Consider the following 20486-nt stretch of genomic DNA (forward strand, 5'->3'; position numbering starts at 1 on the left):
GTGCGGGTGTTCGTGATCGGGCTGCTGTTCGTGGTCGCGGCGGGCGCGTCGGTCTACGTGATCGAGGCGCCCGCGCCCGACATCTCGCCGTTCGGCCGGTTCCTGGTCAACCTGCCGATCTTCGTGGGGGGCGGGTTGGCCGTCCGGGCCGCCGCGGAGCGCCGTCGTCGAGAGCGCGCCCGCGACCGGATATCTTGACGTCGAGATACTTTCGAGGGCCAGGGAGCGACATGCGGTTGCATCACGTGCAGGTGGCGTGCCCGCCGGGCGGCGAGGACGTGGCCCGCGCGTTCTACGGCGCGGCCCTGGGGCTGACCGAGGTGGCGAAGCCGCCGGAGCTGGCAGGTCGCGGAGGCTGCTGGTTCCGGGGATACGACGGTGACGGCGTGGTGGGTGCCGAGATCCACGTCGGCGTCGAGGACCCCTTCGCCCCGGCGCGCAAGGCGCACCCGGCGCTGCTGGTCGACGACGCCGCCGCGCTCGACGCGACCGCGGACCGGCTGGAGGGCGCGGGTTTCGCCGTCGACCGGTCCGAGCGTGAGACCTTCACGGGCTACCTGAGGTTCCACACGCGGGACGGAGCGGGAAACCGCGTGGAAGTGCTTGCGCCCGTCTGACGACAGCACGGCCTGTGCTCAGGCCGGCGGGGAGACGAGCCCCTCGCGCAGGGCCGCGATCTCGGCCTCCAGATGTTCTCTCGACCGAAATCGCAGGAGCCCGGCGTGCAGGACGGTCCGGGCGGACGCGTGGTCGCACCCCAGCAGCGCGGCGACTCGGGCGACGGCCTCGTCGTCGGAGTCGGAGGCGAACACCTCGTCCGCCACTCGCGCCAGCCGGGCGCGCGCGGCGTGGAGAGCGGACATGATGTCGAGTGCGCGCCGTGTCGTGTCCTCCCGGTCCGTGTCATCTCCGTCCGTGCTCGCCCGGTCGGGGGGCCGATGGCGAGAGATGGCGTCGGTGGTCAGGTCCAGCGGGAGGGGATCCTCCGTCCAGAGACTGAGCATGGGGAGCACGGCGCGGACGTGCGCTGGGCCGGCCTTCGCGCGCGCCCACTCGGAGCCATTGATCGACACCGGGAGGCGCATGTAGTCGCCGGGGTCCAAGGGGGCCGCCGTGCCTTGGCTCCCGAACTGGGCGAAGCCGAAGCTCTCGCGCTCGTCCCCCGCCGACAGCAGGAAGCCTGCGGCGACGAGGCGTTCCCCCTCCAGGGGTGTCCAGAGCTCGGTGCCCTCGTTGACGAGGTCGACCGCGAGGTGCTCGACGTCGGGCCGCCTCGCCGTGGGACCGGCCCAGCGCAGGACCAGTCCGCGGGAATGCTCGGGGTCGCTCGGCAGCGCACGGTCGCGAGGCGTCATGGGCCGAGCATCCCAGGCGCGCCGGAACGCGCAAGCGGCCGTCACGAGGTGTCGGGGCATGCCCCCAGTCGCCGCACCTCGTCCACGACGGCCGACGCGGCGTCAGCTCTGGGTGGGGAGAGGGTGGCCCTCCGACGCCTGCACGACGACGATGCCCTGGCCGGTGAGGCCGAGCTGGTACGCCTCGCCCGAGCCGCGGCCGATGGCGGCGCCGAGCTTCGCGGTCCTGCGCACGGTGCTGGTCAGGGTCGTGGACCAGAGCACGACGCTCTGCATGTCGACGTAGGTGGGCTCGTCGACCTCGAGCACCACCGGGGTGCCGTAGGCGGTGACGGCGAGCGCACCGGTGCCGGTGAACGTGGTGTTGAACAGGCCGCCGCTGAGCATCGACGCGCCCTGGACGCGGTTGATGTCCCAGGTCAGGGTGCTGGAGAACGCGAGGATGTTGCTGCCGGAGACGGTCACGCTCTCGTTCTCCAGGTACAGGACGAAGACCTCGTCGGCGTCCTGGGCGAGGAAGACGTCGCCGTTCCCGGAGACCTTCATCAGCGACATGCCCTCGCCGGTGAACGCCTTCTTGAACAGCTTGGTCATGCCGCCGGCGCCCTCGTAGGCGAAGTCGACGTCGCCCTGGTAGGCGACCATCGACCCCTGCTTGGCGTAGAAGAACCCGCCGGAGCCGGCGAGGTCCACCTTGAGCATCCGCGGGTTGACGAGCTGGAAGCTGCCGGGCTCGCCCTGCGGCTCGGTGTGGTGGAAGAGGCTGCTGCGCATGGTCATCATCCTGTCGTGCGCGGGCGCCGGGGGCATCCGCCAGGAGGATGACCCTGCGGCCGGGCTCAGCCGCGCAGCGCCCACCACTGCAGCAGCATGATGGTCTTGCCGTCCACGATGCGCCCGTCGCCGATCATGGCCAGGGCGTCGTCGCGGCGGAGCTCGACCGCCTCGATGTCCTCGCCTTCCTGGGCGACGCCGCCGCCGGTTCCGACGCGGTCGCGCGGCGTGTACGGCGCGGCGTAGAAGTGGACCTTCTCGGTGACGGACCCCGGGCTCATGTACGCCGTGAAGACGTGCTGCACCGGCCCGACGGCGACGCCCAGCTCCTCGGCGACCTCGCGCCGGATCGCGGTCTCGGGGTCATCACCGTCGAGCAGGCCGGCGGCCGTCTCCAGCAGCATGCCGTCCGGGTGGTCGTTGACGTACGCCGGGAACCGGAACTGCCGGGTGAGCAGCACGGTCGACCGCGCGTCGTCGTACAGCAGGATCGTCGCGCCGTCACCGCGGTCGTACGTCTCGCGCTCGAGCGTGCGCCAGGTCCCGTCGCGGCGGCGGTGGTCGAGGGTCGTGCGGCGCAGCACGTGCCACCCGGAGGAGGTGAGCTCGACGTCGCGCACGACGACGTCGGGGTTGCGGCGCAGGTCTCTGCCGGCTTGGTCGAGCCCGGTGCGGCCGCGGTGGTCGGGGACGTCGACGCCCGGCCGGCCGGTCACCGGGCGGCCTCGACGCCGCGCGGGATCTCGGCGATGTCGCGGTAGACGGGCAGGCCGAGGCTCTCGGCGATCGCGACGTCCTGGTCGGCTCCCGTCGACTCCCCGGGCAGCCGCAGCACGGCGTCGCAGTGCTCGAGGAGCCGCTGCGCGGTCGGGTAGAGCACGTCGTCCGCGAGGTCGTCGTCGAGCGTCGCGCCGGCCGAGCGCAGCACCGGCAGCGCCACCCACTCGCCGATCATCGGCACGTGGCCGGCGGCGAAGATCGGCCACGCGGCCTCCTCGAGGCGGCGCAGGTTCGCCTCCATGGCGGCGGGGTCGCCGTCGGTGCCGGAGCGGTACGGTCCGGCGATCAGGATGAGCATCGGTCGTGTCATGGTCGTAGACTAGGCATAAACATGCAGAACTACGAAGAAACGAGGATAGGCGATGCTTGCTGCCGAGAGACGTGACCACCTCCTCGAGACCCTGCGTCGAGACGGCAAGGTCGTGGCCAAGACGGTCGCGGCAGAGCTCGGACTCTCGGAGGACAGCATCCGGCGCGACCTGCGCGAGCTGGCGGCCGAGGGCCTGTGCCAGCGGGTCTACGGCGGGGCGCTCCCCGTCTCCCCGGCGGTCGCGGACTACGCGGGCCGGCAGGAGGTCGAGCCGGCCGGCAAGCAGCGCGTCGCCGTAGCGGCGGTGCGGCTGATCGACCCGGGCAGCACCGTCATCCTCGACGGCGGGACGACGGCCCTCGCCGTGGCGCGGGCGCTGCCGCCCGACCTGCGCTGCACCGTCGTCACGCACAGCCCCACGGTGGCTGCCGCGCTGGTCGAGCATCCCGTCGCCGAGGTCTTCGTGCTGGGCGGCCGGCTCTTCAAGCACTCCGCGGTGGCCAGCGGTGCGGCCGCGGTCGAGGCCGCGCAGCGCATCTCCGCCGACCTCTTCCTGCTGGGCGTCACGGGCATCCATCCCGACGCCGGGCTGACCACCGGCGACGCGGACGAGGCCGCGATGAAGCGGGTGCTGGCCGGGCGCGCCGCCGAGACCTACGTGCTGGGCTCGTCCGAGAAGATCGGCGCCGCCTCCCCGTTCGAGGTCGTCGGTCTCGACGCCGTCGCGGGCGTCGTGACCGACGCCGACCCCCGCAGCGAGGTCATGGGCCGCCTGGCCCGGCGCGTCCGCGTCGTGGAGGCGGGAGCGTGACCGGCGCGGGCACGACCGTGCAGGATCGTGCGTCGCTGGTGTACCGGCACGTCGACGTCTTCGCCTCGCGGGCGTACACGGGCAACCCGCTGGCGGTCGTCCCCGACGCCTCCGGCCTCACCGCCGCGCAGATGCTCACCATCACCCAGGAGCTGCGCCACTTCGAGGCGGTCTTCCTGCGGGCGGGCGACGACGGGGCCGTCGCCGCCCGGGTCTTCGACCTCTTCGGGGAACTCGAGTTCGCCGGTCACCCGCTCCTGGGTGCGGGCGCGGTGCTGCACGAGCGCGACGGCTCCGCCGGCCCGCGGACGTGGGCACTGCGACTGCCCGGCCGGGTGGTCGAGGTCTCCACCCGGCCCACCGCCACCGGGTACCACGCGGAGCTCGCCCAGGGCGCGCCGGAGTTCCTGGGGACGGTGCCTGACGGGGACCGGGCGGAGGTGGCCTCCGCGCTCCACCTGCCCGAGCGCGCGCTCGCGGACCTACCGCTGGAGGTCGTCTCCACGGGCCTGCGTTACCTGGTGGTGCCGGTAGAGACCGGGCTGGCGGAGGCGAGGATCGCCCGACAGGACCTCGCGGAGCTGCTCGCGCGGTACGGGGCGCAGTACGCGTACGTGCTCGACGTCGGCGCGCTCGAGGGCAGGCACTGGAACAACGACGGGATCCTGGAGGACGTCGCCACGGGCAGCGCCGCCGGCTGCGTCGGCGCCTACCTGGCCCGTCACGGCGTCGTGCCCGTGGGCGAGGAGCTCGTGCTGCGGCAGGGACGCTTCACCGGCCGCCCGAGCCTGCTCTCCGTCCTGCCGCAGGGGCGGCCCGACGCGCTGGACGACGTCCGCGTCGGCGGTCACGTGAGCATGGTGGCGCGGGGCGTCCTCGACGTGCTCCCCGGGTGACCGCCGGCGGCGCCCCCGCACTCAGACGGCGCCGGGGAAGCCCGCCTGCCGCCACGCCTCGTACACGACGACCGACGCGGCGTTGGTGAGGTTGAGCGACCGCCGCCCGGGCAGCATGGGGATCTTCACGCGGTCGGTGACGCGCGGGTGGTCCATGGCCTCCTCGGGCAGGCCAGTGGGCTCGGGGCCGAAGAGCAGGACGTCGCCGGGGCGGTACTCGACGTCGGTGTAGGTGGTGTCGGCGTGCGCGGTGAAGGCGAAGACCCGGGCGTCGGGCAGGGCGTCGAGCGCGTCGTCGTACGTCGGGTGCACGTCCATGACGGCGAGGTCGTGGTAGTCCAGCCCGGCGCGCTTGAGCTTCGCCTCGGACAGGTCGAAGCCCAGCGGCTCGACGAGATGGAGCCGCGCGCCGGTGACGGCGGCGAGCCGGATCGCCGATCCCGTGTTCCCGGGGATCCGCGGCTCGTAGTACACGACGTGGGCGAACGGGGACGCGGGCGCGGGCGGGAGCTGGTCGGGCACGGGCCCGATTCTCCCACCGGCCGAGCGTGGCCGGGCGACGTGCCGCCGCACCCGATGACGGGACGCCCCTCGCGCCCCTAGGCTCACTTGATGGCGGAGATCCCGGCGGTGATGAAGGCGGTCCAGCTCGTCGGCCACGGTGGCCTCGACCGGCTGGTGTACCGCGAGGACGTGCCGACGCCGACGCCCGCGCCGGGCGAGGTGCTGATCGACGTGCACGCCTGCGGCATGAACAACACGGACGTGTGGGTCCGCGAGGGCGCGTACGGCACGGAGACGGACCCGAGTTCCGTCTCGACCTGGAGACGCGGCAGATCCACGCTCACCTTCCCCCGGATCCAGGGCGCTGACACGGTCGGCGTGATCGCCGCCGTCGGGGACGGGGTGCCGCCGGAGCGGGTCGGCGAGCGCGTCATCGTGGACTTCAGCATCTACCACCGGCCCGAGGGCGACGACAGCCTGGCGGACATCGACTACATCGGGCACGGGCGCGACGGCGGGTACGCCGAGTACATGACCGCCCCCGCCGAGAACGCGTACGAGATCACGGCCGACATCGCCGACGCGGAGCTCGCGACCTTCTGCTGCGCCTACCTCACCGCGGAGCAGATGCTCGACCGGGCGCGGCTGGCCGCGGGGGAGCGGGTGCTCGTGACGGGGGCGTCCGGCGGCGTGGGGTCGGCGATCGTGCAGCTGGCCCGCGTGCGCGGCGGGGTCCCGTACGCCGTGACGAGCGCCGGCAAGGAGGACGCGCTGCGGCAGATCGGCGCGCAGGACGTCGTCCTGCGCGACGCCGGCGACCTCGTCGCCGAGGTGGGGCGGGTGGTGGACGGGCCAATCGACGTCGTCGCCGACCTGGTGGCCGGGCCGATGTTCAACGACCTGCTGCGCATCCTGCGGCCCGAGGGCAGGTACACGACGGCGGGCGCGATCGGCGGGCCGGTCGTGCAGCTCGACCTGCGCACGATGTACCTCAAGCAGATCGAGCTGCACGGTTCCTCGCAGGGCACGCGCACGGCGTTCCGCCGGCTGGTGCGCTACATCTCCGACGCCGAGATCCGTCCGCTCCTGGACCGCACGTTCCGGCTCTCCGACCTGCACGAGGCGCAGCGCGCCTTCATGTCCAAGCGCTACGTGGGCAAGCTCGTCGTCGTGCCCGACCGGCACTGGGACCGCGTGGGGGCACCGTATGCGCAGCCGTGAGCGCACCCTCGAGCTGATCGACGCGCAGTCCGGCGGCGACGTCAGCCGGGTCGTCATGTCCGGCGTCGAGCCGCTGCCCGGCACGACGGTGCTGGAGAAGGCGCGCTACCTGGAGCGGCAGGGCGACGGGCTGCGCCGCCTGCTGCTCTCGGAGCCGTACGGCGACCCCGCGATGTCGGTGGACCTGATCGTGGAGCCCAGCGACCCCCGGGCGCAGGCCGGCTACGTGATCATGGAGGCGATGGGGTACCCGCTGTACTCGGGCTCCAACACGATCTGCACGGCCACCGCCCTGCTGCAGAGCGGGGCCATCCCCCTGCGTGACGGCGACGGTCTGCAGGACGTGACCCTGGAGTCCCCCGCGGGGCTGGCCCGGGTCAGCGCGCGAGTGGTCGACGGCCGCGTCGTGTCCATCACCACCGAGGGCGAGCCGGCGTACGTGGCCGACGAGGCGCTGAGCGTCGAGGTGCCGAACCACGGCGACGTCCTGTTCGACCTCGTGTGGAGCGGCGCGTACTACGCCCTGGTCGACGCGTCCCGCTACGGGTTCGACATCGGCCCGACGGAGCAGGTCGCGCTCACCGCGTTCGGGGACGCCTTCGTCCGCGCGGCCCGGCCCGGCCTGCGCCAGGAGCACCCCGACCTGGGCGACGTCGGGCCCCTGCCCTTCGCGCACTTCATGGGCCCGCTCCGCCGGGTCGGCGACGGCCGCTGGGAGTCCCCGTCCGCCACCTACGTGCACCCGGGCGTGCTCTGCCGCAGCCCCACGGGCACCGGCACCTCGGCGCGGCTCGCGCTCATGGCCCGGCGCGGGGAGATCCGTGAGGGCGAGTCGCTGGAGACCGTGTCGCCGCGCGGCAGCCGGTTCGTGGGCACGGTGCTGGAGCGAACCAGGGTGGGCGACTACCCGGCGCTGCGCTCCGCCGTCACCGGCGCGGCCCGCGTGATGGCGCGGTCGCAGCTCACGGTCGACCTCGACGACCCGCTGGTGGACGCCTCCGATCTCGAGCCCCTGCTCACGCCGCCCGCCTGAGCGGGCTCAGGCGTCGTCCTCCGCCGCGGCGGCGACCTCGGAGCCGGGCGCCCCGCCGTACGCGTCGACCACCGTGCCGTCGACAGCGAAGTCCACCGAGCCGTCGTAGTAGTCGTCGGAGACGTACACGTGGACCTGCGGGTCGCTGGGCTTCTCGTCGGCCCAGACCTTGCGCGCGACCCACAGCATCGGGTCGTCGGCGTCGTCGATGCCGGTGAGGCGCTCCGTCTCGTCGAACAGCGGCGGCAGGTCCTCCCAGTCGATCTCCGAGGCGTCGAACAGCTGCCGGGGGACGTCCTCGGGCTCCGGCTGGATGAGCGACGCGCCCTCGTGGGTCGCCTCGCCGTCGCGGTACTGCCACTCGTCGGTCGTGGTGGCTCCCGGCGAGGTGGGGGCGGTGACCCGCACCCACTGGTCGTAGACGTAGACCTCCGTGACGTCGTCGCCGGACAGCGCGAGGACGGCGTCCAGCGCCGGCCGCAGGTTCCCCGGCGTGAACATCGACGTCTCGGCGGCGGCCGCGGCGTCGTGCTCCGCGCGGACGGTGTCGATCGAGCGGGTCTCGACCAGCCGGCCCACCTCGTCCCACGCCGGGTACAGCGCGCCGGCGAGGCCGAGCACGGCCAGCACGGGGAAGACGACGAACGGGATGCGCCGGATCGCGCCCGGCGCCCGCCCGCGCCGCGGCGCCACCCAGACGTCGGCGGTGGGCAGGTCGCGGACCTGCCGGTCGGTCTCGGCGCGCCGCTGCCAGTCGGGGTCCGGGGCGTCGTCGAGCGCGACCTCGGGCCGCTCGGGGTCGAGCTGCGTCACGACGACCACCGCCCCCGGCTGCAGGGACGGCAGCCGGGCGAGGTTCACCACCTGCCGGAGCGTGGTGCGGTACGGACCGTGCCCCTGGCGGGACACGACCAGCAGCTCGAGCTCGCACACCGGCTGGTCGTTGACGGCCGAGCCGGTGGCTCTGATCCCGGTCACCCGGGCGAGCGTCGTGCGGCCGGCCGCCTTCGCCGCGGCCACCTTCTTCGGGTCGTGGAGCCCCATCCCGCTCGTCACGCTGCCGATGATGGTGAGGGGCAGGGCGATGCTCGCCACCACGATCGCGACGACGAGCAGAGTGCCGTAGAGCGGGTCGCCCGTGAGGGCGTCACCGAGGATCGACGCCACGAGCACGCCGAGGGACAGGGCGAACAGGCAGCGGATCACGACCCGTATTCTGCCTGGGCGCGGAGGCGTAGGCTGACGTCATGACGACGCGCGCGTGCTGGTGGTGGCTGCCTCCGCAGCCCTGACCGACGCGCCCACGTCCCCGTCCCGAGCTGCCCGTCGCAGCCGGGACGCCTCCGTGTCCGGACCGGTCCGACGGGTGGCGATCCCCTGAGGAGCCGACCCGATGACCGCACCGACCGTCCTGACCATGCCCCTGCCCGACGCCGCGACGGCGAGCGCCGCCGTCGCGCAGGCCCGGTCCGCCGAGCTCGAGGGCGAGCTGGCCCGCGACCCTTCCCGCTTCCGTGTCCTCACCGGCGACCGGCCGACGGGCGCCCTGCACCTGGGCCACCTGCTCGCCACGCTCGACAGCCGCGTGCGCCTGCAGGACGCCGGGGTGGAGGTGGTGCTCGTCGTCGCGGACTACCAGGTCATCACCGACCGTGACGACGCGGGCGACCTGCCCGCCGTCGTGCGCGAGGTCGTGCTCGACTACCTCGCGGCGGGCATCGACCCGGCATGCTCCACGGTCTTCACCCACTCGGCCGTGCCGGCGCTGAACCAGCTCCTGCTGCCGTTCCTGTCCCTGGTGAGCGTGGCGGAGCTGGAGCGCAACCCCACCGTCAAGGCGGAGGCCGCCGACGCCGAGCGGCGGCAGGGGCGAGGCATGTCCGGCCTGCTCTTCACCTACCCGGTGCACCAGGCCGCGGACATCCTGTTCTGCCACGGCAACCTCGTCCCCGTCGGGCTGGACCAGCTGCCCCACCTGGAGACGACGCGGACCGTGGCCCGGCGGTTCAACCAGCGCTACGCCGCGGCGAGCCCGTACTTCCCGGAGCCGGACGCGCTGCTCACGCCGTCGCTCACCGTGCTCGGCCACGACGGCGCCAAGATGAGCAAGTCGCGCGGCAACGCCCTGGAGCTGCGCGCCACCGAGGACGAGACGGCGCGGTTCTTCCGCCGCGCCCGCACCGACTCCGAGCGGAACGTCGCCTACGACCCGGAGGGCCGACCCGAGGTGGCGAACCTGCTGCGCATCGGCGCCCACTTCGCGGGCACGACGCCGCAGGAGCTCGCCGCGTCGGTCGGCGACGCCGGGGCGGGGCGCCTCAAGGCGGTCGTGACGGAGGCCGTCGTCGAGGGCCTGCGCCCCCTGCGCGAGCGGCGGGCCGCGCTGGCGGCCGACGGTCCCGCCGTCGTCCGCGACGTCCTCGCACGGGGCAACGCGCGGGCGAACGAGGTCGCCGAGCGCACGCTCGCCGACGTCCGCGAGCTCATGGGCACGGTCTACGCCTGACGACCCCAGGAACGCACGATGCCTCGGTGGGTACGGGCCCGCCGGTGCCTCTCCGGCGGGCCCGGGTCAGTGGGTCACGCGCCGAGCCGCTCGCGCAGCAGGGAGAGCTGCGCCCAGAGCTGCTCGGGCACGCGGTCGCCGAAGGTGTCGAAGAACTCGCCCGTCAGGGCCGTCTCCGCGAGCCACGCCTCGGCGGGCACGTCGAAGAGGGCGGCGAGGTCGTCGTCGGACAGGTCGAGGCCGTCGGTGCGCAGCGCGCCCTCCGCGGGCAGCAGGCCGACGGGGGAGTGCACCGCACCCGCGTCGGTGCGCAGCCCGTGCGCCCGGTCGAGCTGCGTGACGATCCACTCCACGACGCGGGAGTTCTCGCCGAACCCGGGCCACAGGAAGCCGCCGTCCTCGCCCTTGCGGAACCAGTTCACCTGGAACACCTTGGGGCGCTTGTCGGCCTCGAGCCCCTTGCCCACCGCGAGCCAGTGCGCCCAGTGGTCCGCCATGTTGTACCCGCAGAACGGCATCATCGCGAAGGGGTCGCGACGCAGCTCGCCGACCGTGCCCTCGGCGGCGGCCGTGCGCTCGGAGCTGATCGTGGCGCCCATGAACACGCCGTGGTCCCAGCTGGTCGCCTGGGTCACGAGCGGCACGTTGGTGGCGCGGCGCCCGCCGAAGACGATCGCGTCGACGGGGACGCCCGCCGGGTCCTCCCAGGCGTCCGCGATGGACGGGCACTGCGCCGCCGACACGGTGAAGCGCGAGTTCGGGTGCGCGGCGGGCGTGTCCGAGCCGGGCGTCCAGTCGTTGCCCTGCCAGTCGGTCAGGTGGGCGGGCGGCTCGGGCGTGAGCCCCTCCCACCACACGTCGCCGTCGTCGGTGAGGGCCACGTTCGTGAAGATGACGTCGTGGGTGAGGGTGTCGATCGCCGTCGGGTTGGTCTCGACGCCGGTGCCCGGCGCGACGCCGAAGAAGCCCGCCTCGGGGTTGATCGCGCGCAGGCGCCCGTCGGGGCCGGGGCGCATCCACACGATGTCGTCGCCGAGCGTCTCGACCGTCCAGCCGGGGATCGTCGGGCGCAGCATGGCGAGGTTCGTCTTGCCGCAGGCGCTGGGGAAGGCGGCGGCCAGGTGGTACTGCCGCTGCTCCGGGGACGTCACCCGGATCAGCAGCATGTGCTCGGCGAGCCAGCCCTCGTCGCGCGCCATCGCGGACGCGATGCGCAGCGCGAAGCACTTCTTGCCGAGCAGGGCGTTGCCGCCGTACCCGGAGCCGTACGACCAGATCTCGCGCGTCTCCGGGTAGTGGACGATGTACTTGGTGTCGTTGCAGGGCCACGGCACGTCCTGCTCGCCGTCGGCCAGCGGGGCGCCCACGGAGTGCACGGCCGGCACCCACTGCTGGCCGGCGTCGATGAGGTCGAGCACCTCGCGCGAGACCCGGGTCATGACGTGCATCGACACGACGACGTACGGCGAGTCGGTGATCTCGATGCCCACCTGCGAGATCGGCCCGCCGACGGGCCCCATGGAGAACGGCACCACGTACATGGTGCGGCCGCGCATCGACCCCGCGAAGACGCCGTCGGGGCCCGCCAGCACCTGGCGCATCTCGCCGGGCGCCCGCCAGTTGTTCGTCGGCCCGGCGTCCTCCTCGCGCTCCGAGCAGATGAAGGTGCGCGACTCGACGCGGGCGACGTCGGACGGGTTCGACCGGGCGAGGTAGGAGCTCGGGCGCTTCGCCTCGTCGAGCTTGATCAGCGTCCCCACCTCGACCATGCCGTCGAGCAGGCGCTGCTTCTCCGCCGCCGACCCGTCGCACCACACGATCTCGTCGGGCTGCGTGAGCTCGGCGACCTGGCGCACCCACGCGCGGGCGTCCCGGCGGGACGTCGCGGAGACCCCGGCGGCCGCCTCGGCGCGCGACGGCGCGGGGCCCGCCTGCTCGCGCGGCGTCGTCGTGCTGGGGGCCAGCATGTCCGGGGCGAGCTCGGCGATCGCGAGTCGCGTGCGGCGCGGGTTCGCGGTGAAGGTCATCGGATGCTCCGTCCGTCGTGGCCCCGGCGTGCTGAGCCGGGTGGGCTCCCTCCAGCGTGCTCCTCCGGGGAACCGACTTTCCAGCCGATCGGCCGTGAAGATCGGCCGATCTTCACGTAACGTCAAAGCATGGCTGCGAAGGACGCGCCCGGGGCGGAGTCCCCGGACCTCATCACCCTCGGCCGGCGCATCCGGCACGCCCGCACCTCCCGCGGGCTCACCCTCGAGGCGCTCGGGGAACGCGTGGGCGCGGCACCCAGCCTGCTGTCCCTCGTCGAGAACGGGCGGCGCGAGCCGCGGCTGTCGCTGCTGCGGTCGATCGCGGGGGCCGTCGGCGTGGCCGTGCCCGACCTCCTCGCCGACGAGCCGCCGTCGCGCCGGGCGGAGCTGGAGATCGCCCTCGAGCGGGCGCAGCGCGGTCCGCTCTTCGGCGCCCTTGGCCTGCCGTCGGTCAAGCCCAGCCAGAAGCTCCCGATGCCGGTGCTCGAGCAGCTCGTCGGCCTGCACTCCGAGCTGTCGCGGCGCGAGGAGGAGGCGATCGCCACGCCGGAGGAGGCGCGCCGCGCCAACACGGAGCTGCGCCACGAGCGACAGGAGCGCGACAACTACTTCCCCCAGATCGAGGCGCTCGGGGAGGAGCTGACCAAGCGCGCCGGGTATGCCGGTGCGGGCGCCCTCACGCACCGCACGGTGGCGCGCATGGCCGAGCAGCTGGGGCTCACCCTGCTGCACGTCGACGACCTGCCGCGGTCGGCGCGATCGGTCACCGACCTGAAGAACGGCCGGATCTACCTGCCGCCGGCGTCCATCCCGGGCGGGCACGGCCTGAGGTCGCTCGCGCTGCAGGCGATCGCGCACCGCGTCCTGGGGCACGAGCGTCCGCGCAGCTACGCCGAGTTCCTGCGCCAGCGGGTGGAGATCACGTACTTCGCGGCGAGCTGCCTCATCCCGCAGTCCGTAGCGGTCGAGTTCCTGCAGCGGCGCAAGCGCGAGAAGGACCTCGCGGTCGAGGACTTCCGCGACGCGTTCGGCGTCACGCACGAGGCCGCGGCGATGCGCCTGACGAACCTCGCGACGGTGCACCTCGGCATCCCGCTGCACTTCCTGCGGGTGGGCGACGACGGCGCCCTGTTCCGCGGCTACGCCAACGACGGGCTGCCCCTGCCGCAGGACGTCACCGGCGCGATCGAGGGGCAGCTGGTGTGCCGGTGGTGGGCGGGACGCGAGGCGTTCACCCGCCGCGACCGGGCCACCGAGTCGTACCAGTACACCGACACCCCGGCGGGCACGTTCTGGGACTCGGTGCAGACCGGCACGGGCGCGGACGGACGGCAGTTCTCCATCACCGTGGGCGTGCCCTACGCGCACGCCAAGTGGTTCCGCGGCCGGGACACGCAGGTGCGGCACGCCTCCACCTGCCCCGACCCGGCGTGCTGCCAGCGCCCGCCCGCCGACCTCGCCGAGCGGTGGGACGGCGTCGCCTGGCCGAGCGCCCGCATGCACCAGCAGGTGCTCGCCGCGCTGCCGCGCGGGGCGTTCCCCGGCGTCGACGACACCGACGTCCTCGCCTTCCTGCAGCGCCACGCGCCCGACGCGTCCCGGCCCTGACGAGCGGCCGGGGGCCGCTCACTCGAGACGGACCTCGCGGATCCGTCGCTCCTGCACGACGGTGACGCGCAGGGCGCGGCCACCGGTGTCGTCGCCGGTCTCGCCGTCGGACACCTCGCCGTCGGCCACCGCGCCGTCGACGACCACACGGTCGCCCTCCTCGGCGAGGCGACCGAGCCGGGCGAGGACGTAGCCCGCGACGGTCTCGTACGGTCCGTCGGGCAGCTCGACGCCGGAGAGCCGGGCGAAGTCCTCGATCGTCAGCCCGGCGTCGTAGGTGCCCGCCACGTGCACCGCGGCGAGCGGGTCGTGCTCGTCGCGGATGTCGCCGACCAGCTCCTCGACGAGGTCCTCGAGGGTGACGATGCCGTCCGTCCCGCCGTACTCGTCGACGACCAGCGCAAGGTGGGTGCGCGTGCGCTGCATCTCGGCGAGCGTCGGCAGCAGCCGTCCGGTCGCCGGCAGGTCGAGCACCGGTCGTGCCACGTCGCGCACGGTGCGCCGACCGCCGGAGGGCGATCCCGCGCCGCGGGCCAGGTCGCGCACGTGCACGAACCCCAGCACGTCGTCGACGTCCTCGCCGGTGACGGGATACCGGGAGTAGGGCTGGTCGCGCGTGCGCTCCTCGGCGTCGGCGAGCGACAGGTCCGCCTGGAGGAAGACGACGTCGCCGCGGGGCCGCATCACCTCGCCGAGGCTGCGTTCGGAGGCGGCGAAGACGTCGGACAGGATGCGCCGCTCGTCCTCGTGCAGGCCCGGGTGGGCGGAGACGAGGTCACGCAGCTCCTGCTCGGTGATCTCCTCGGAGCGCACGGTCGGGTCGCCGCCCAGCAGGCGCACCACGGCGTCCGTGGAACGGGACAGCAGCCAGATGACGGGCCGCATGAGCACCGCGAAGCGGTCCAGCGGCGGGCCGACGACGAGCGCGACCTGCGCCGTGCGCTGCAGCGCGATCCGCTTCGGCACGAGCTCGCCGAGCACGAGGGACAGGTACGCGATGACGAGGGTGAGCCCGACCAGCGCGGCCGGCGCCGCGACGCCCGCGGGCAGCCCCACGGCCTCGAGCGCGGGAGCGACGTCGGGCGCCAGCGTGGACGCCCCGTACGCCGCGGAGAAGAAGCCGGCGACGGTGACGCCGATCTGGACGGCGGCCAGGAAGCGGTTGGGGTCCCGGGCGATGCCCGCGACACGTCGCCCGCGTGGCCCGCTGCGCTCGAGCTGGTCGATCTGCGTGCCCCGCAGCGAGACCAAGGCGAACTCCGTGCCGGCGAAGACACCGCCCAGGAGCACGAAGAGCAGGACGAGCGCGATGTTCCACCAGGTGTCCGCGTCCACCGGGATCCTCTCGGTCGGTCGCCGGCCGAGGCGCCGACGGTCGCCCCGGGGTCGTCACCCCCGTCAACGCGTCGCGGCGCGGCTCGGTTCCGCCGGGACGGACCGGGCGGTCAGCGGAAGCGCTGCGCCGCGAGGGGAGCGGCCTCCGCGAGGCCGCGCACGGCGGGGTGCGCGTCGTCGTCGGTGCCGGACGCGAGGACGTCGCTCATCGGACCCGAGGCGACGAACGTGCCGTCCGCGAGCACGTGCACCGTGGGGCACAGGCGGCCGACGAGCTCGACGTCGTGCGAGACCAGCAGCACGGCGGTGCCCTCGGCGCGGGTGGCGTCGGTGAGCCGGCGCACGATCTCGCCGCGCATCGCCGGGTCGACGGCGGTGAGCGGCTCGTCGAGCAGCAGCGCCCCCGGGCGGGTGGCCAGGGCGAGCGCGAGCGCGAGGCGCTGCTTCTCCCCGCCGGAGAGCGAGTAGATCGCGCGCTTCGCGAAGTGCGGCTCGAGGGCGACGTCGTCCAGCAGGTCCGTCACGGTGCGGCCGCTCGCCCGGCCGGCCTTGCGGGCCTCGGTCAGGGCCCCGGAGACGGCGCGCTCGACCGTCCACCGCAGGTCGACGTCGAGCCCGTTCTGCGCGACCGTGCGCACCGCCGCGCGGAACTTCTTCTTGTCCCGCCGCCCGAGCTTGGCCACCGTGCGGCCCTGGAACGTCACGTGGCCCTCACGGATGCGCAGCTGCCCGAGCAGGGCCTGCACCAGCGTCGACTTGCCCGCGCCGGACTCGCCGACGACGCCCACCGGCTCCGCCCCGGGCAGCAGCTCCAGGTCGATCCCCTCCAGGATCGCGGGGCCGCCGTAGCCGACCACGAGGTCGGTCGCGCGCAGGATCGGGGCGGAGGAGGTCGAGCTCATGCTGGTGTCACCTTCGTGTGTGCGTGCGCCGGACGACAGGGCCGGCCCGACAGTCCGACGAACGACGGTACCCCGCGGTTCCCGCCGCCCTCGCTGACGAGGGCGGCGGGACTCTCACGCCGGGCCGCGAGGGTGCCCGTCACACGGTGGCGAGCACGGCCTCGGCGGGCTCCTCGGGCTCTCCGGACGTCGTGCTCGCCGCGGTCGTGCCCCGGCCGAGGACGGTCGACAGCGCCTCGGCGAGCCACGCGCGTGCCTCGGCCGCCGTGGCAGGGGCGCTCGCCCGGCGGGCGGCGACGTGCAGGTCCGGGCGGACCAGCAGCACCCCGGAGTCCTCCGTCTCCCGCAGGGCCGCCCAGGTGCCGTACGGGTCCTCGACCTGCTGGCCGGGGCCCACCGCGACGGTCGTGAGGTCGAGCCCGAGCTCCTCGCCGAGCTCTCGCGCCGCGTCGACCCACGCGTCGCCGCCGATCCCGGTGACGACGGCGAACCGCCCCCGGCCGACGAGATCGAGCGTCGAGGTCCGGGCGCCGTCGACGGTCACCCAGGTGTGCGGGATCCGCGCGCCCGGCCAGGTGGTGGGCTGGGCGTAGAGCTCGGGGTCGAGCGTGTACTCGGGCTCCGGCGTGCCGTCCGGCAGGACCGCGCCCGAGGCGTACCGGTGGTTGTGCTCCACGCCGTGGGCGTCGAACTCGTACTGCTTGTACGCGATCGCCTCGCGCAGGGCGGCCCGCACCCGCTCGCCGTCCGGGCCCGGCGCCTTGCGGAGCTCCAGCTGGGCCTCCAGCCGGGCGGGGTCGCTCGTGTCCTCGAGCTCCAGCGCGGCCAGGATGCGGCCGGTGTCGGCGATGCTCTGGTTGGCACGCTCGACGATCTGCCTCGCGACCGGGGCCCGCTCGGCGTCGTAGGAGTCGAGCAGCGCCGGGTCGGCCGTCCCGGCGACGACGTGCGCGAGCTTCCAGGCGAGGTTGTAGGAGTCCTGGATCGAGGTGTTGGAGCCCAGCCCGTTCGTCGGAGGGTGCCGGTGGACGGCGTCGCCCACGCAGAAGACGCGCCCCTTCGACAGGGTCGTGGCGTAGTGGTGGTTCACCGTCCAGGGGGATGCCGACTTCACGCGCATCTCGAAGTCGTCGGTGCCCACGAGGTTCACGGCGAGCTCGCGCACGAACTCGTCGGTGAGCTCCGGCGGGCCGGCGGCGACCTCGTAGCCCCACATGAGCATCCACTCGTTCCAGGGCTTGATCATGCGCAGCACGCCGAGCCCCACGCCCTCGCGCTCCGCACCCGGCTGCAGCATCCAGTACAGGACGGCGGGGCGGTGGGCCACGAAGCGGGAGAGGTCCGCCTCGAACACGATGCTCATCGACCCGCCCACCGCTCCGGGCCCCTCGTAGGGCAGGTCCAGGTGCTCCGCGACGGTGCTGCGGGCGCCGTCGGCGCCGACGAGGTAGCGCGAACGCACCCGGTAGGTCGCCCCCGTGAGCCGGTCGCGCACCGTGGTGGTGACGCCGTCGGCGTCCTGCACGTGCTCGAGGTACTCGGTGTCGAAGCGCACCGTCGCCCCGCGCTCCTGCGCGGCCTGCACGAGGATCGGCTCGGTGATGGTCTGCGGCGCGTCGACCATCGGGCACGGGCTCTGCAGCTCGTACCGGGCGCGCCGGGCGGTGTCGGTGCCCCAGGAGGGGATGCGCCCGAGCTCCTCGCCGGCCAGGCTCGTGCAGAACGTCGTGTTGCCCATCGAGTCCCACGGCGTGGCCTCGGCCAGGAGGACGTCCTCGACCCCCATGTCGCGCAGCGCCTCCATCGTGCGCTGGTTGGTGATGTGCGCGCGGGGGCTGTCGGCGAGGCGGCCGTACTTGGTCACCACCATCACCCGCGTGCCGTACGTCGCGAGGAAGAGGGCGGCCGAGGCGCCCGCCGGACCGGTCCCGACGACGAGGACGTCGGTCTCGAGCACCGGACTGTCGGGCGCGTGGTCGGCGGGCACGGGGGAGTCGTGGGACATGGGCGATCAGCTCCTGGCGTTCGGGGACTCGACGCACCGCACGGTAGCGAAAATGTGCCCCCACCTGCAGCGACGTCCCGCCCGGGCGACGTATCCCGGCGCCGGTCATACTGCACGCATGGTGGATCGGGAGTCGGTGCGGCAGTGGGTCGCCGCGTACGAGGCGGCGTGGCGCGACGCCGACGCCGACGCCGTCGAGCGGCTCTTCACGCCCGACGCGAGGTACGCGCGCTCGCCCTACGACCCCGAGGAGCTCGTCGGCCACGACGCGATCCGCGGGTTCTGGACCGTGGACGAGGGCGCCGCGTTCACGATGACGGCCGAGACCCTCGCCGTCGACGGCGACGTCGCCGTCGTGCGCCTGGAGGTCCGCTACACGGCGCCGCGGGAGCAGGAGTACCGCGACCTGTGGGTGCTGCGCTTCGCCGACGACGGTCGCGTGGCGGACTTCGAGGAGTGGGCGTACTGGCCGGGGAAGGCCTGGACGGCGGCCACCTGAGTCAGGCGCCATTCGTCTCCCAGTAGTGGAGCTCCACGTGCCACGGCTCGGGAAGGACGGCGGCGAGGGCGTCGCGCAGTGCCTCGCCTTCGGTCCGGTGCGCCGCGGCCACGTGCGGGTCGTCCCAGCCGTGCTCGTAGCTGTAGTGCGCGTTGAAGACGTCCGCCCATGCGCGCAGCCGGGCCGTGAGCGCGTCGTCCACGGCCTCCGCGACCACGGCCTTCCGGGCGGGGTCGGTCCCGACCCAGATCGGCCATTTGACCGTGTACTCGTTCATGAGTCGGACCCGGTACGGGTCGTGCGAGGGCGGGACGGGCATGCCCGCCGACCCGCGTCGGGGGATGAAGACCTGGCCGGACAGCGGAGCGTAGGCGAACCAGCCGGGTCCGGAGCCGTCATCTCCGTCGGGGCTGTCGGACGGCCCTTCCGCCGCCGGTCCGGTCATGACCGTGCGCCGCCGCGCGCGTCCATCCGTGCCAGGAGCTTGGGGAGCACGTCGCCCAGGCGCAGGCCGTCGTGCTCGAACTCGTTGGTCACCCAGGCGCGAGCGTTCCCGACGTGCGCGGCCGTCTCCAGCGAGAGCCCGGCGTCCACGAACATGTCGTCGTGGTAGACGGCGGCCTCGAGCGGCGCCTCGTTGCGGGCGAGGACGTCGAGGTCGTACAGGTCGTCCCAGTCGGTGCGGGCCGCCAGGGCCTCGGCAGCGGGGCCGAACGGGCGCAGCTCCGCGAGCTGCTCGAACATCCAGGGGTAGATCATCTCGCCCGTGAACAGCAGCGGGCGCGCGCCGGCGTCGAACGACGCGTCCTCGTCGCGCACGCGCTGCGCGGCCCACGCCGTGGCGCCTGTGCCGGACTGCGCGTAGATCGACTCGTGCAGGACGGCGTACATCGGGTTGGTGGCGAAGCCGGTGGCCGCCTCCACCTCCGCGAGGAACGTGTCGGTCAGCTCGTCGGGAGCGCCCTCGTCGAAGGCCTCGTCCACGATCCAGTGCACGCGCTCGAAGCCCGGGCCCATGCCGAAGGCCATGCCGAGGGTCTGGAACCGCTCGACCGTGAGCAGGTCGCCGCCGGGCAGGCGCACGTCGCCGGCGGAGATCCGGTCGGCGATCCGGGCGACGCGCTCGACGTCGTCGGGGTACCGCTCGCGGTAGAGGGCGTTCTTCGCGACGACGCGCGGCTGGGTGCGGCGGTAGACGTCCTCGGCGCTCGCGGTCAGGCCCGCGAGCCCGCCGGTGACGTACGACGCGGCCACGCCCTCGGGGGCCCGCGACAGGTAGGTGAGCGTGAGGAACCCGCCGTACGACTGGCCGAGCGTCGACCAGCGGCGGCCGCCGTAGACGGTCTTCCGCACGTGCTCGGCGTCGGCGACGATCGAGTCGGCGCGGAAGTGCGTCAGGTGCTCGGCCTGCGCCTCAGCGGACCCGAGCGCGGTGAGCGCGCCGGCGCGCACCGCCGTCGAGCGACCCGTGCCGCGCTGGTCGAGCAGGACCACGCGGAACCGCTTGAGCGCCTCGCCCACCCAGCCGTCCGGGCCGGTGGGGCGCGGGCCCTTGCCGCCGGGGCCGCCCTGCAGGAAGACCAGCAGCGGCAGGTCGTCGGACTTCCTCGTCGGGTCCACGAGCTCGCGCACGAACAGCGAGATGGTGCGCCCGTCGTCGGGGTGCGACCAGTCCAGCGGGACCGTCAGGGTGCGGTCGGTGACGTGGACGCCGGGGATCGTGTACTCGCGCGGGGACGTGATGCTCACGAGAGCAAGGGTAGGCGGGCGGCCTACGGGCCACCGGCCAACGGCGGAGCGGAGCACAGCACCCACCCCCAGCACCCACCACAGGCAGAGGCCGGACGCAGAGCTGAGGGGACGGCATCGCTTCGCCTGGACGTATCCCTCCCGAAGTGGAGGGCGCCCTGGCGCCCGTGA

The 20486-nt window shown here is 73.9% G+C and carries 21 protein-coding genes; 9 read left to right on the top strand and 12 right to left on the bottom strand.

Annotated elements, in window-relative coordinates:
• Complete coding sequence (locus ACH436_RS09540; RefSeq protein WP_430559966.1) at window positions 1-198, top strand: hypothetical protein; 198 nt, start codon at window positions 1-3, stop codon at window positions 196-198.
• Window positions 199-230: 32 nt separating this feature from the next.
• Window positions 231-617, top strand: coding sequence for a VOC family protein (locus ACH436_RS09545; RefSeq protein WP_430559967.1), 387 nt, complete (start codon window positions 231-233; stop codon window positions 615-617).
• A gap of 18 nt (window positions 618-635) precedes the next feature.
• Here ACH436_RS09545 and ACH436_RS09550 read toward each other — a convergent pair whose 3' ends face one another.
• The 4 genes from ACH436_RS09550 to ACH436_RS09565 all read right to left on the bottom strand — a co-directional run bounded on the left by ACH436_RS09550 (window position 636) and on the right by ACH436_RS09565 (window position 3219).
• Window positions 636-1355, bottom strand: a complete 720-nt coding sequence (locus ACH436_RS09550; RefSeq protein WP_430559968.1) for a hypothetical protein — start codon at window positions 1353-1355, stop codon at window positions 636-638.
• 102 nt (window positions 1356-1457) lie between these two features.
• Window positions 1458-2129 (bottom strand): AIM24 family protein, encoded by a 672-nt coding sequence (locus ACH436_RS09555; protein ID WP_430559969.1) that lies wholly within the window; start codon window positions 2127-2129, stop codon window positions 1458-1460.
• 65 nt (window positions 2130-2194) lie between these two features.
• Window positions 2195-2845, bottom strand: a complete 651-nt coding sequence (locus ACH436_RS09560; protein ID WP_430559970.1) for an NUDIX domain-containing protein — start codon at window positions 2843-2845, stop codon at window positions 2195-2197.
• Window positions 2842-3219, bottom strand: a complete 378-nt coding sequence (locus ACH436_RS09565) for a DUF4406 domain-containing protein (protein WP_430559971.1) — start codon at window positions 3217-3219, stop codon at window positions 2842-2844. The genes ACH436_RS09560 and ACH436_RS09565 overlap by 4 nt, the downstream gene beginning before the upstream one ends.
• Window positions 3220-3271: 52 nt before the next feature.
• On the opposite strand from ACH436_RS09565, the gene ACH436_RS09570 reads away from it, so the two are divergent.
• Window positions 3272-4030 (top strand): DeoR/GlpR family DNA-binding transcription regulator, encoded by a 759-nt coding sequence (locus ACH436_RS09570; protein ID WP_430559972.1) that lies wholly within the window; start codon window positions 3272-3274, stop codon window positions 4028-4030.
• Window positions 4027-4926, top strand: a complete 900-nt coding sequence (locus tag ACH436_RS09575; protein ID WP_430559973.1) for a PhzF family phenazine biosynthesis protein — start codon at window positions 4027-4029, stop codon at window positions 4924-4926. The genes ACH436_RS09570 and ACH436_RS09575 overlap by 4 nt, the downstream gene beginning before the upstream one ends.
• A 21-nt stretch (window positions 4927-4947) precedes the next feature.
• Here ACH436_RS09575 and ACH436_RS09580 read toward each other — a convergent pair whose 3' ends face one another.
• Window positions 4948-5448, bottom strand: a complete 501-nt coding sequence (locus ACH436_RS09580) for a tRNA (cytidine(34)-2'-O)-methyltransferase (RefSeq protein WP_430559974.1) — start codon at window positions 5446-5448, stop codon at window positions 4948-4950.
• Between the two features lie 90 nt (window positions 5449-5538).
• On the opposite strand from ACH436_RS09580, the gene ACH436_RS09585 reads away from it, so the two are divergent.
• Entirely contained in the window at window positions 5539-6651 is a 1113-nt protein-coding gene (locus ACH436_RS09585) for an alcohol dehydrogenase family protein (RefSeq protein ID WP_430559975.1), read from the top strand.
• Window positions 6638-7684, top strand: coding sequence for a proline racemase family protein (locus ACH436_RS09590; RefSeq protein WP_430559976.1), 1047 nt, complete (start codon window positions 6638-6640; stop codon window positions 7682-7684). The genes ACH436_RS09585 and ACH436_RS09590 overlap by 14 nt, the downstream gene beginning before the upstream one ends.
• 6 nt (window positions 7685-7690) lie before the next feature.
• Here ACH436_RS09590 and ACH436_RS09595 read toward each other — a convergent pair whose 3' ends face one another.
• Entirely contained in the window at window positions 7691-8890 is a 1200-nt protein-coding gene (locus tag ACH436_RS09595) for a hypothetical protein (protein WP_430559977.1), read from the bottom strand.
• Window positions 8891-9077: 187 nt separating this feature from the next.
• Between ACH436_RS09595 and trpS the strand changes: the two genes are divergently transcribed.
• The gene (gene trpS / locus ACH436_RS09600) at window positions 9078-10190 is read left to right on the top strand and encodes a tryptophan--tRNA ligase (protein ID WP_430559978.1); all 1113 of its coding nucleotides are present in this window, start codon (window positions 9078-9080) and stop codon (window positions 10188-10190) included.
• Window positions 10191-10264: 74 nt separating this feature from the next.
• Here trpS and ACH436_RS09605 read toward each other — a convergent pair whose 3' ends face one another.
• Window positions 10265-12217, bottom strand: a complete 1953-nt coding sequence (locus ACH436_RS09605) for a phosphoenolpyruvate carboxykinase (GTP) (RefSeq protein ID WP_430559979.1) — start codon at window positions 12215-12217, stop codon at window positions 10265-10267.
• Window positions 12218-12346: 129 nt separating this feature from the next.
• On the opposite strand from ACH436_RS09605, the gene ACH436_RS09610 reads away from it, so the two are divergent.
• Entirely contained in the window at window positions 12347-13825 is a 1479-nt protein-coding gene (locus ACH436_RS09610) for a helix-turn-helix domain-containing protein (protein ID WP_430559980.1), read from the top strand.
• 18 nt (window positions 13826-13843) lie between these two features.
• On the opposite strand, the gene ACH436_RS09615 is transcribed toward ACH436_RS09610, so the two are convergent.
• The 3 genes from ACH436_RS09615 to ACH436_RS09625 all read right to left on the bottom strand — a co-directional run bounded on the left by ACH436_RS09615 (window position 13844) and on the right by ACH436_RS09625 (window position 18067).
• Window positions 13844-15160: a hemolysin family protein gene (locus ACH436_RS09615; RefSeq protein WP_430559981.1), complete on the bottom strand. Its 1317-nt coding sequence runs from the start codon at window positions 15158-15160 to the stop codon at window positions 13844-13846.
• A 110-nt stretch (window positions 15161-15270) separates the two neighbouring features.
• The gene (locus ACH436_RS09620; protein WP_430559982.1) at window positions 15271-16062 is read right to left on the bottom strand and encodes an ABC transporter ATP-binding protein; all 792 of its coding nucleotides are present in this window, start codon (window positions 16060-16062) and stop codon (window positions 15271-15273) included.
• A 139-nt stretch (window positions 16063-16201) separates the two neighbouring features.
• Window positions 16202-18067 carry an FAD-dependent oxidoreductase gene (locus tag ACH436_RS09625; protein WP_430559983.1) on the bottom strand — a complete coding sequence of 622 codons (1866 nt, stop codon included), beginning with the start codon at window positions 18065-18067 and terminating at the stop codon, window positions 16202-16204.
• A 118-nt stretch (window positions 18068-18185) separates the two neighbouring features.
• On the opposite strand from ACH436_RS09625, the gene ACH436_RS09630 reads away from it, so the two are divergent.
• The gene (locus tag ACH436_RS09630; protein ID WP_430559984.1) at window positions 18186-18566 is read left to right on the top strand and encodes a nuclear transport factor 2 family protein; all 381 of its coding nucleotides are present in this window, start codon (window positions 18186-18188) and stop codon (window positions 18564-18566) included.
• 1 nt (window position 18567) lies between these two features.
• Here ACH436_RS09630 and ACH436_RS09635 read toward each other — a convergent pair whose 3' ends face one another.
• A complete protein-coding gene (locus ACH436_RS09635) occupies window positions 18568-19011 on the bottom strand; it encodes a hypothetical protein (protein ID WP_430559985.1) in 444 nt (147 codons plus the stop codon).
• Window positions 19008-20309, bottom strand: coding sequence for an alpha/beta fold hydrolase (locus tag ACH436_RS09640; RefSeq protein ID WP_430560521.1), 1302 nt, complete (start codon window positions 20307-20309; stop codon window positions 19008-19010). Before ACH436_RS09640 ends, ACH436_RS09635 begins: the two co-directional genes overlap by 4 nt.
• Window positions 20310-20486: the final 177 nt, after the last annotated feature.

The sequence above is a fragment of the Isoptericola sp. NPDC019693 genome (assembly GCF_044389085.1).
In the GTDB taxonomy this organism is placed as follows: domain Bacteria; phylum Actinomycetota; class Actinomycetes; order Actinomycetales; family Cellulomonadaceae; genus Isoptericola.

Bases quoted from the DNA above. Each gene is read 5' to 3' on its own strand.
- ACH436_RS09585 (WP_430559975.1), top strand. From the start codon at position 5,539: ATGGCGGAGATCCCGGCGGTGATGAAGGCGGTCCAGCTCGTCGGCCAC.
- ACH436_RS09630 (WP_430559984.1), top strand. From the start codon at position 18,186: ATGGTGGATCGGGAGTCGGTGCGGCAGTGGGTCGCCGCGTACGAGGCG.
- ACH436_RS09635 (WP_430559985.1), bottom strand. From the start codon at position 19,011: ATGACCGGACCGGCGGCGGAAGGGCCGTCCGACAGCCCCGACGGAGAT.
- ACH436_RS09610 (WP_430559980.1), top strand. From the start codon at position 12,347: ATGGCTGCGAAGGACGCGCCCGGGGCGGAGTCCCCGGACCTCATCACC.
- ACH436_RS09605 (WP_430559979.1), bottom strand. From the start codon at position 12,217: ATGACCTTCACCGCGAACCCGCGCCGCACGCGACTCGCGATCGCCGAG.
- trpS (WP_430559978.1), top strand. From the start codon at position 9,078: ATGACCGCACCGACCGTCCTGACCATGCCCCTGCCCGACGCCGCGACG.
- ACH436_RS09565 (WP_430559971.1), bottom strand. From the start codon at position 3,219: ATGACACGACCGATGCTCATCCTGATCGCCGGACCGTACCGCTCCGGC.
- ACH436_RS09625 (WP_430559983.1), bottom strand. From the start codon at position 18,067: ATGTCCCACGACTCCCCCGTGCCCGCCGACCACGCGCCCGACAGTCCG.
- ACH436_RS09545 (WP_430559967.1), top strand. From the start codon at position 231: ATGCGGTTGCATCACGTGCAGGTGGCGTGCCCGCCGGGCGGCGAGGAC.
- ACH436_RS09555 (WP_430559969.1), bottom strand. From the start codon at position 2,129: ATGCGCAGCAGCCTCTTCCACCACACCGAGCCGCAGGGCGAGCCCGGC.
- ACH436_RS09620 (WP_430559982.1), bottom strand. From the start codon at position 16,062: ATGAGCTCGACCTCCTCCGCCCCGATCCTGCGCGCGACCGACCTCGTG.
- ACH436_RS09550 (WP_430559968.1), bottom strand. From the start codon at position 1,355: ATGACGCCTCGCGACCGTGCGCTGCCGAGCGACCCCGAGCATTCCCGC.
- ACH436_RS09590 (WP_430559976.1), top strand. From the start codon at position 6,638: ATGCGCAGCCGTGAGCGCACCCTCGAGCTGATCGACGCGCAGTCCGGC.
- ACH436_RS09570 (WP_430559972.1), top strand. From the start codon at position 3,272: ATGCTTGCTGCCGAGAGACGTGACCACCTCCTCGAGACCCTGCGTCGA.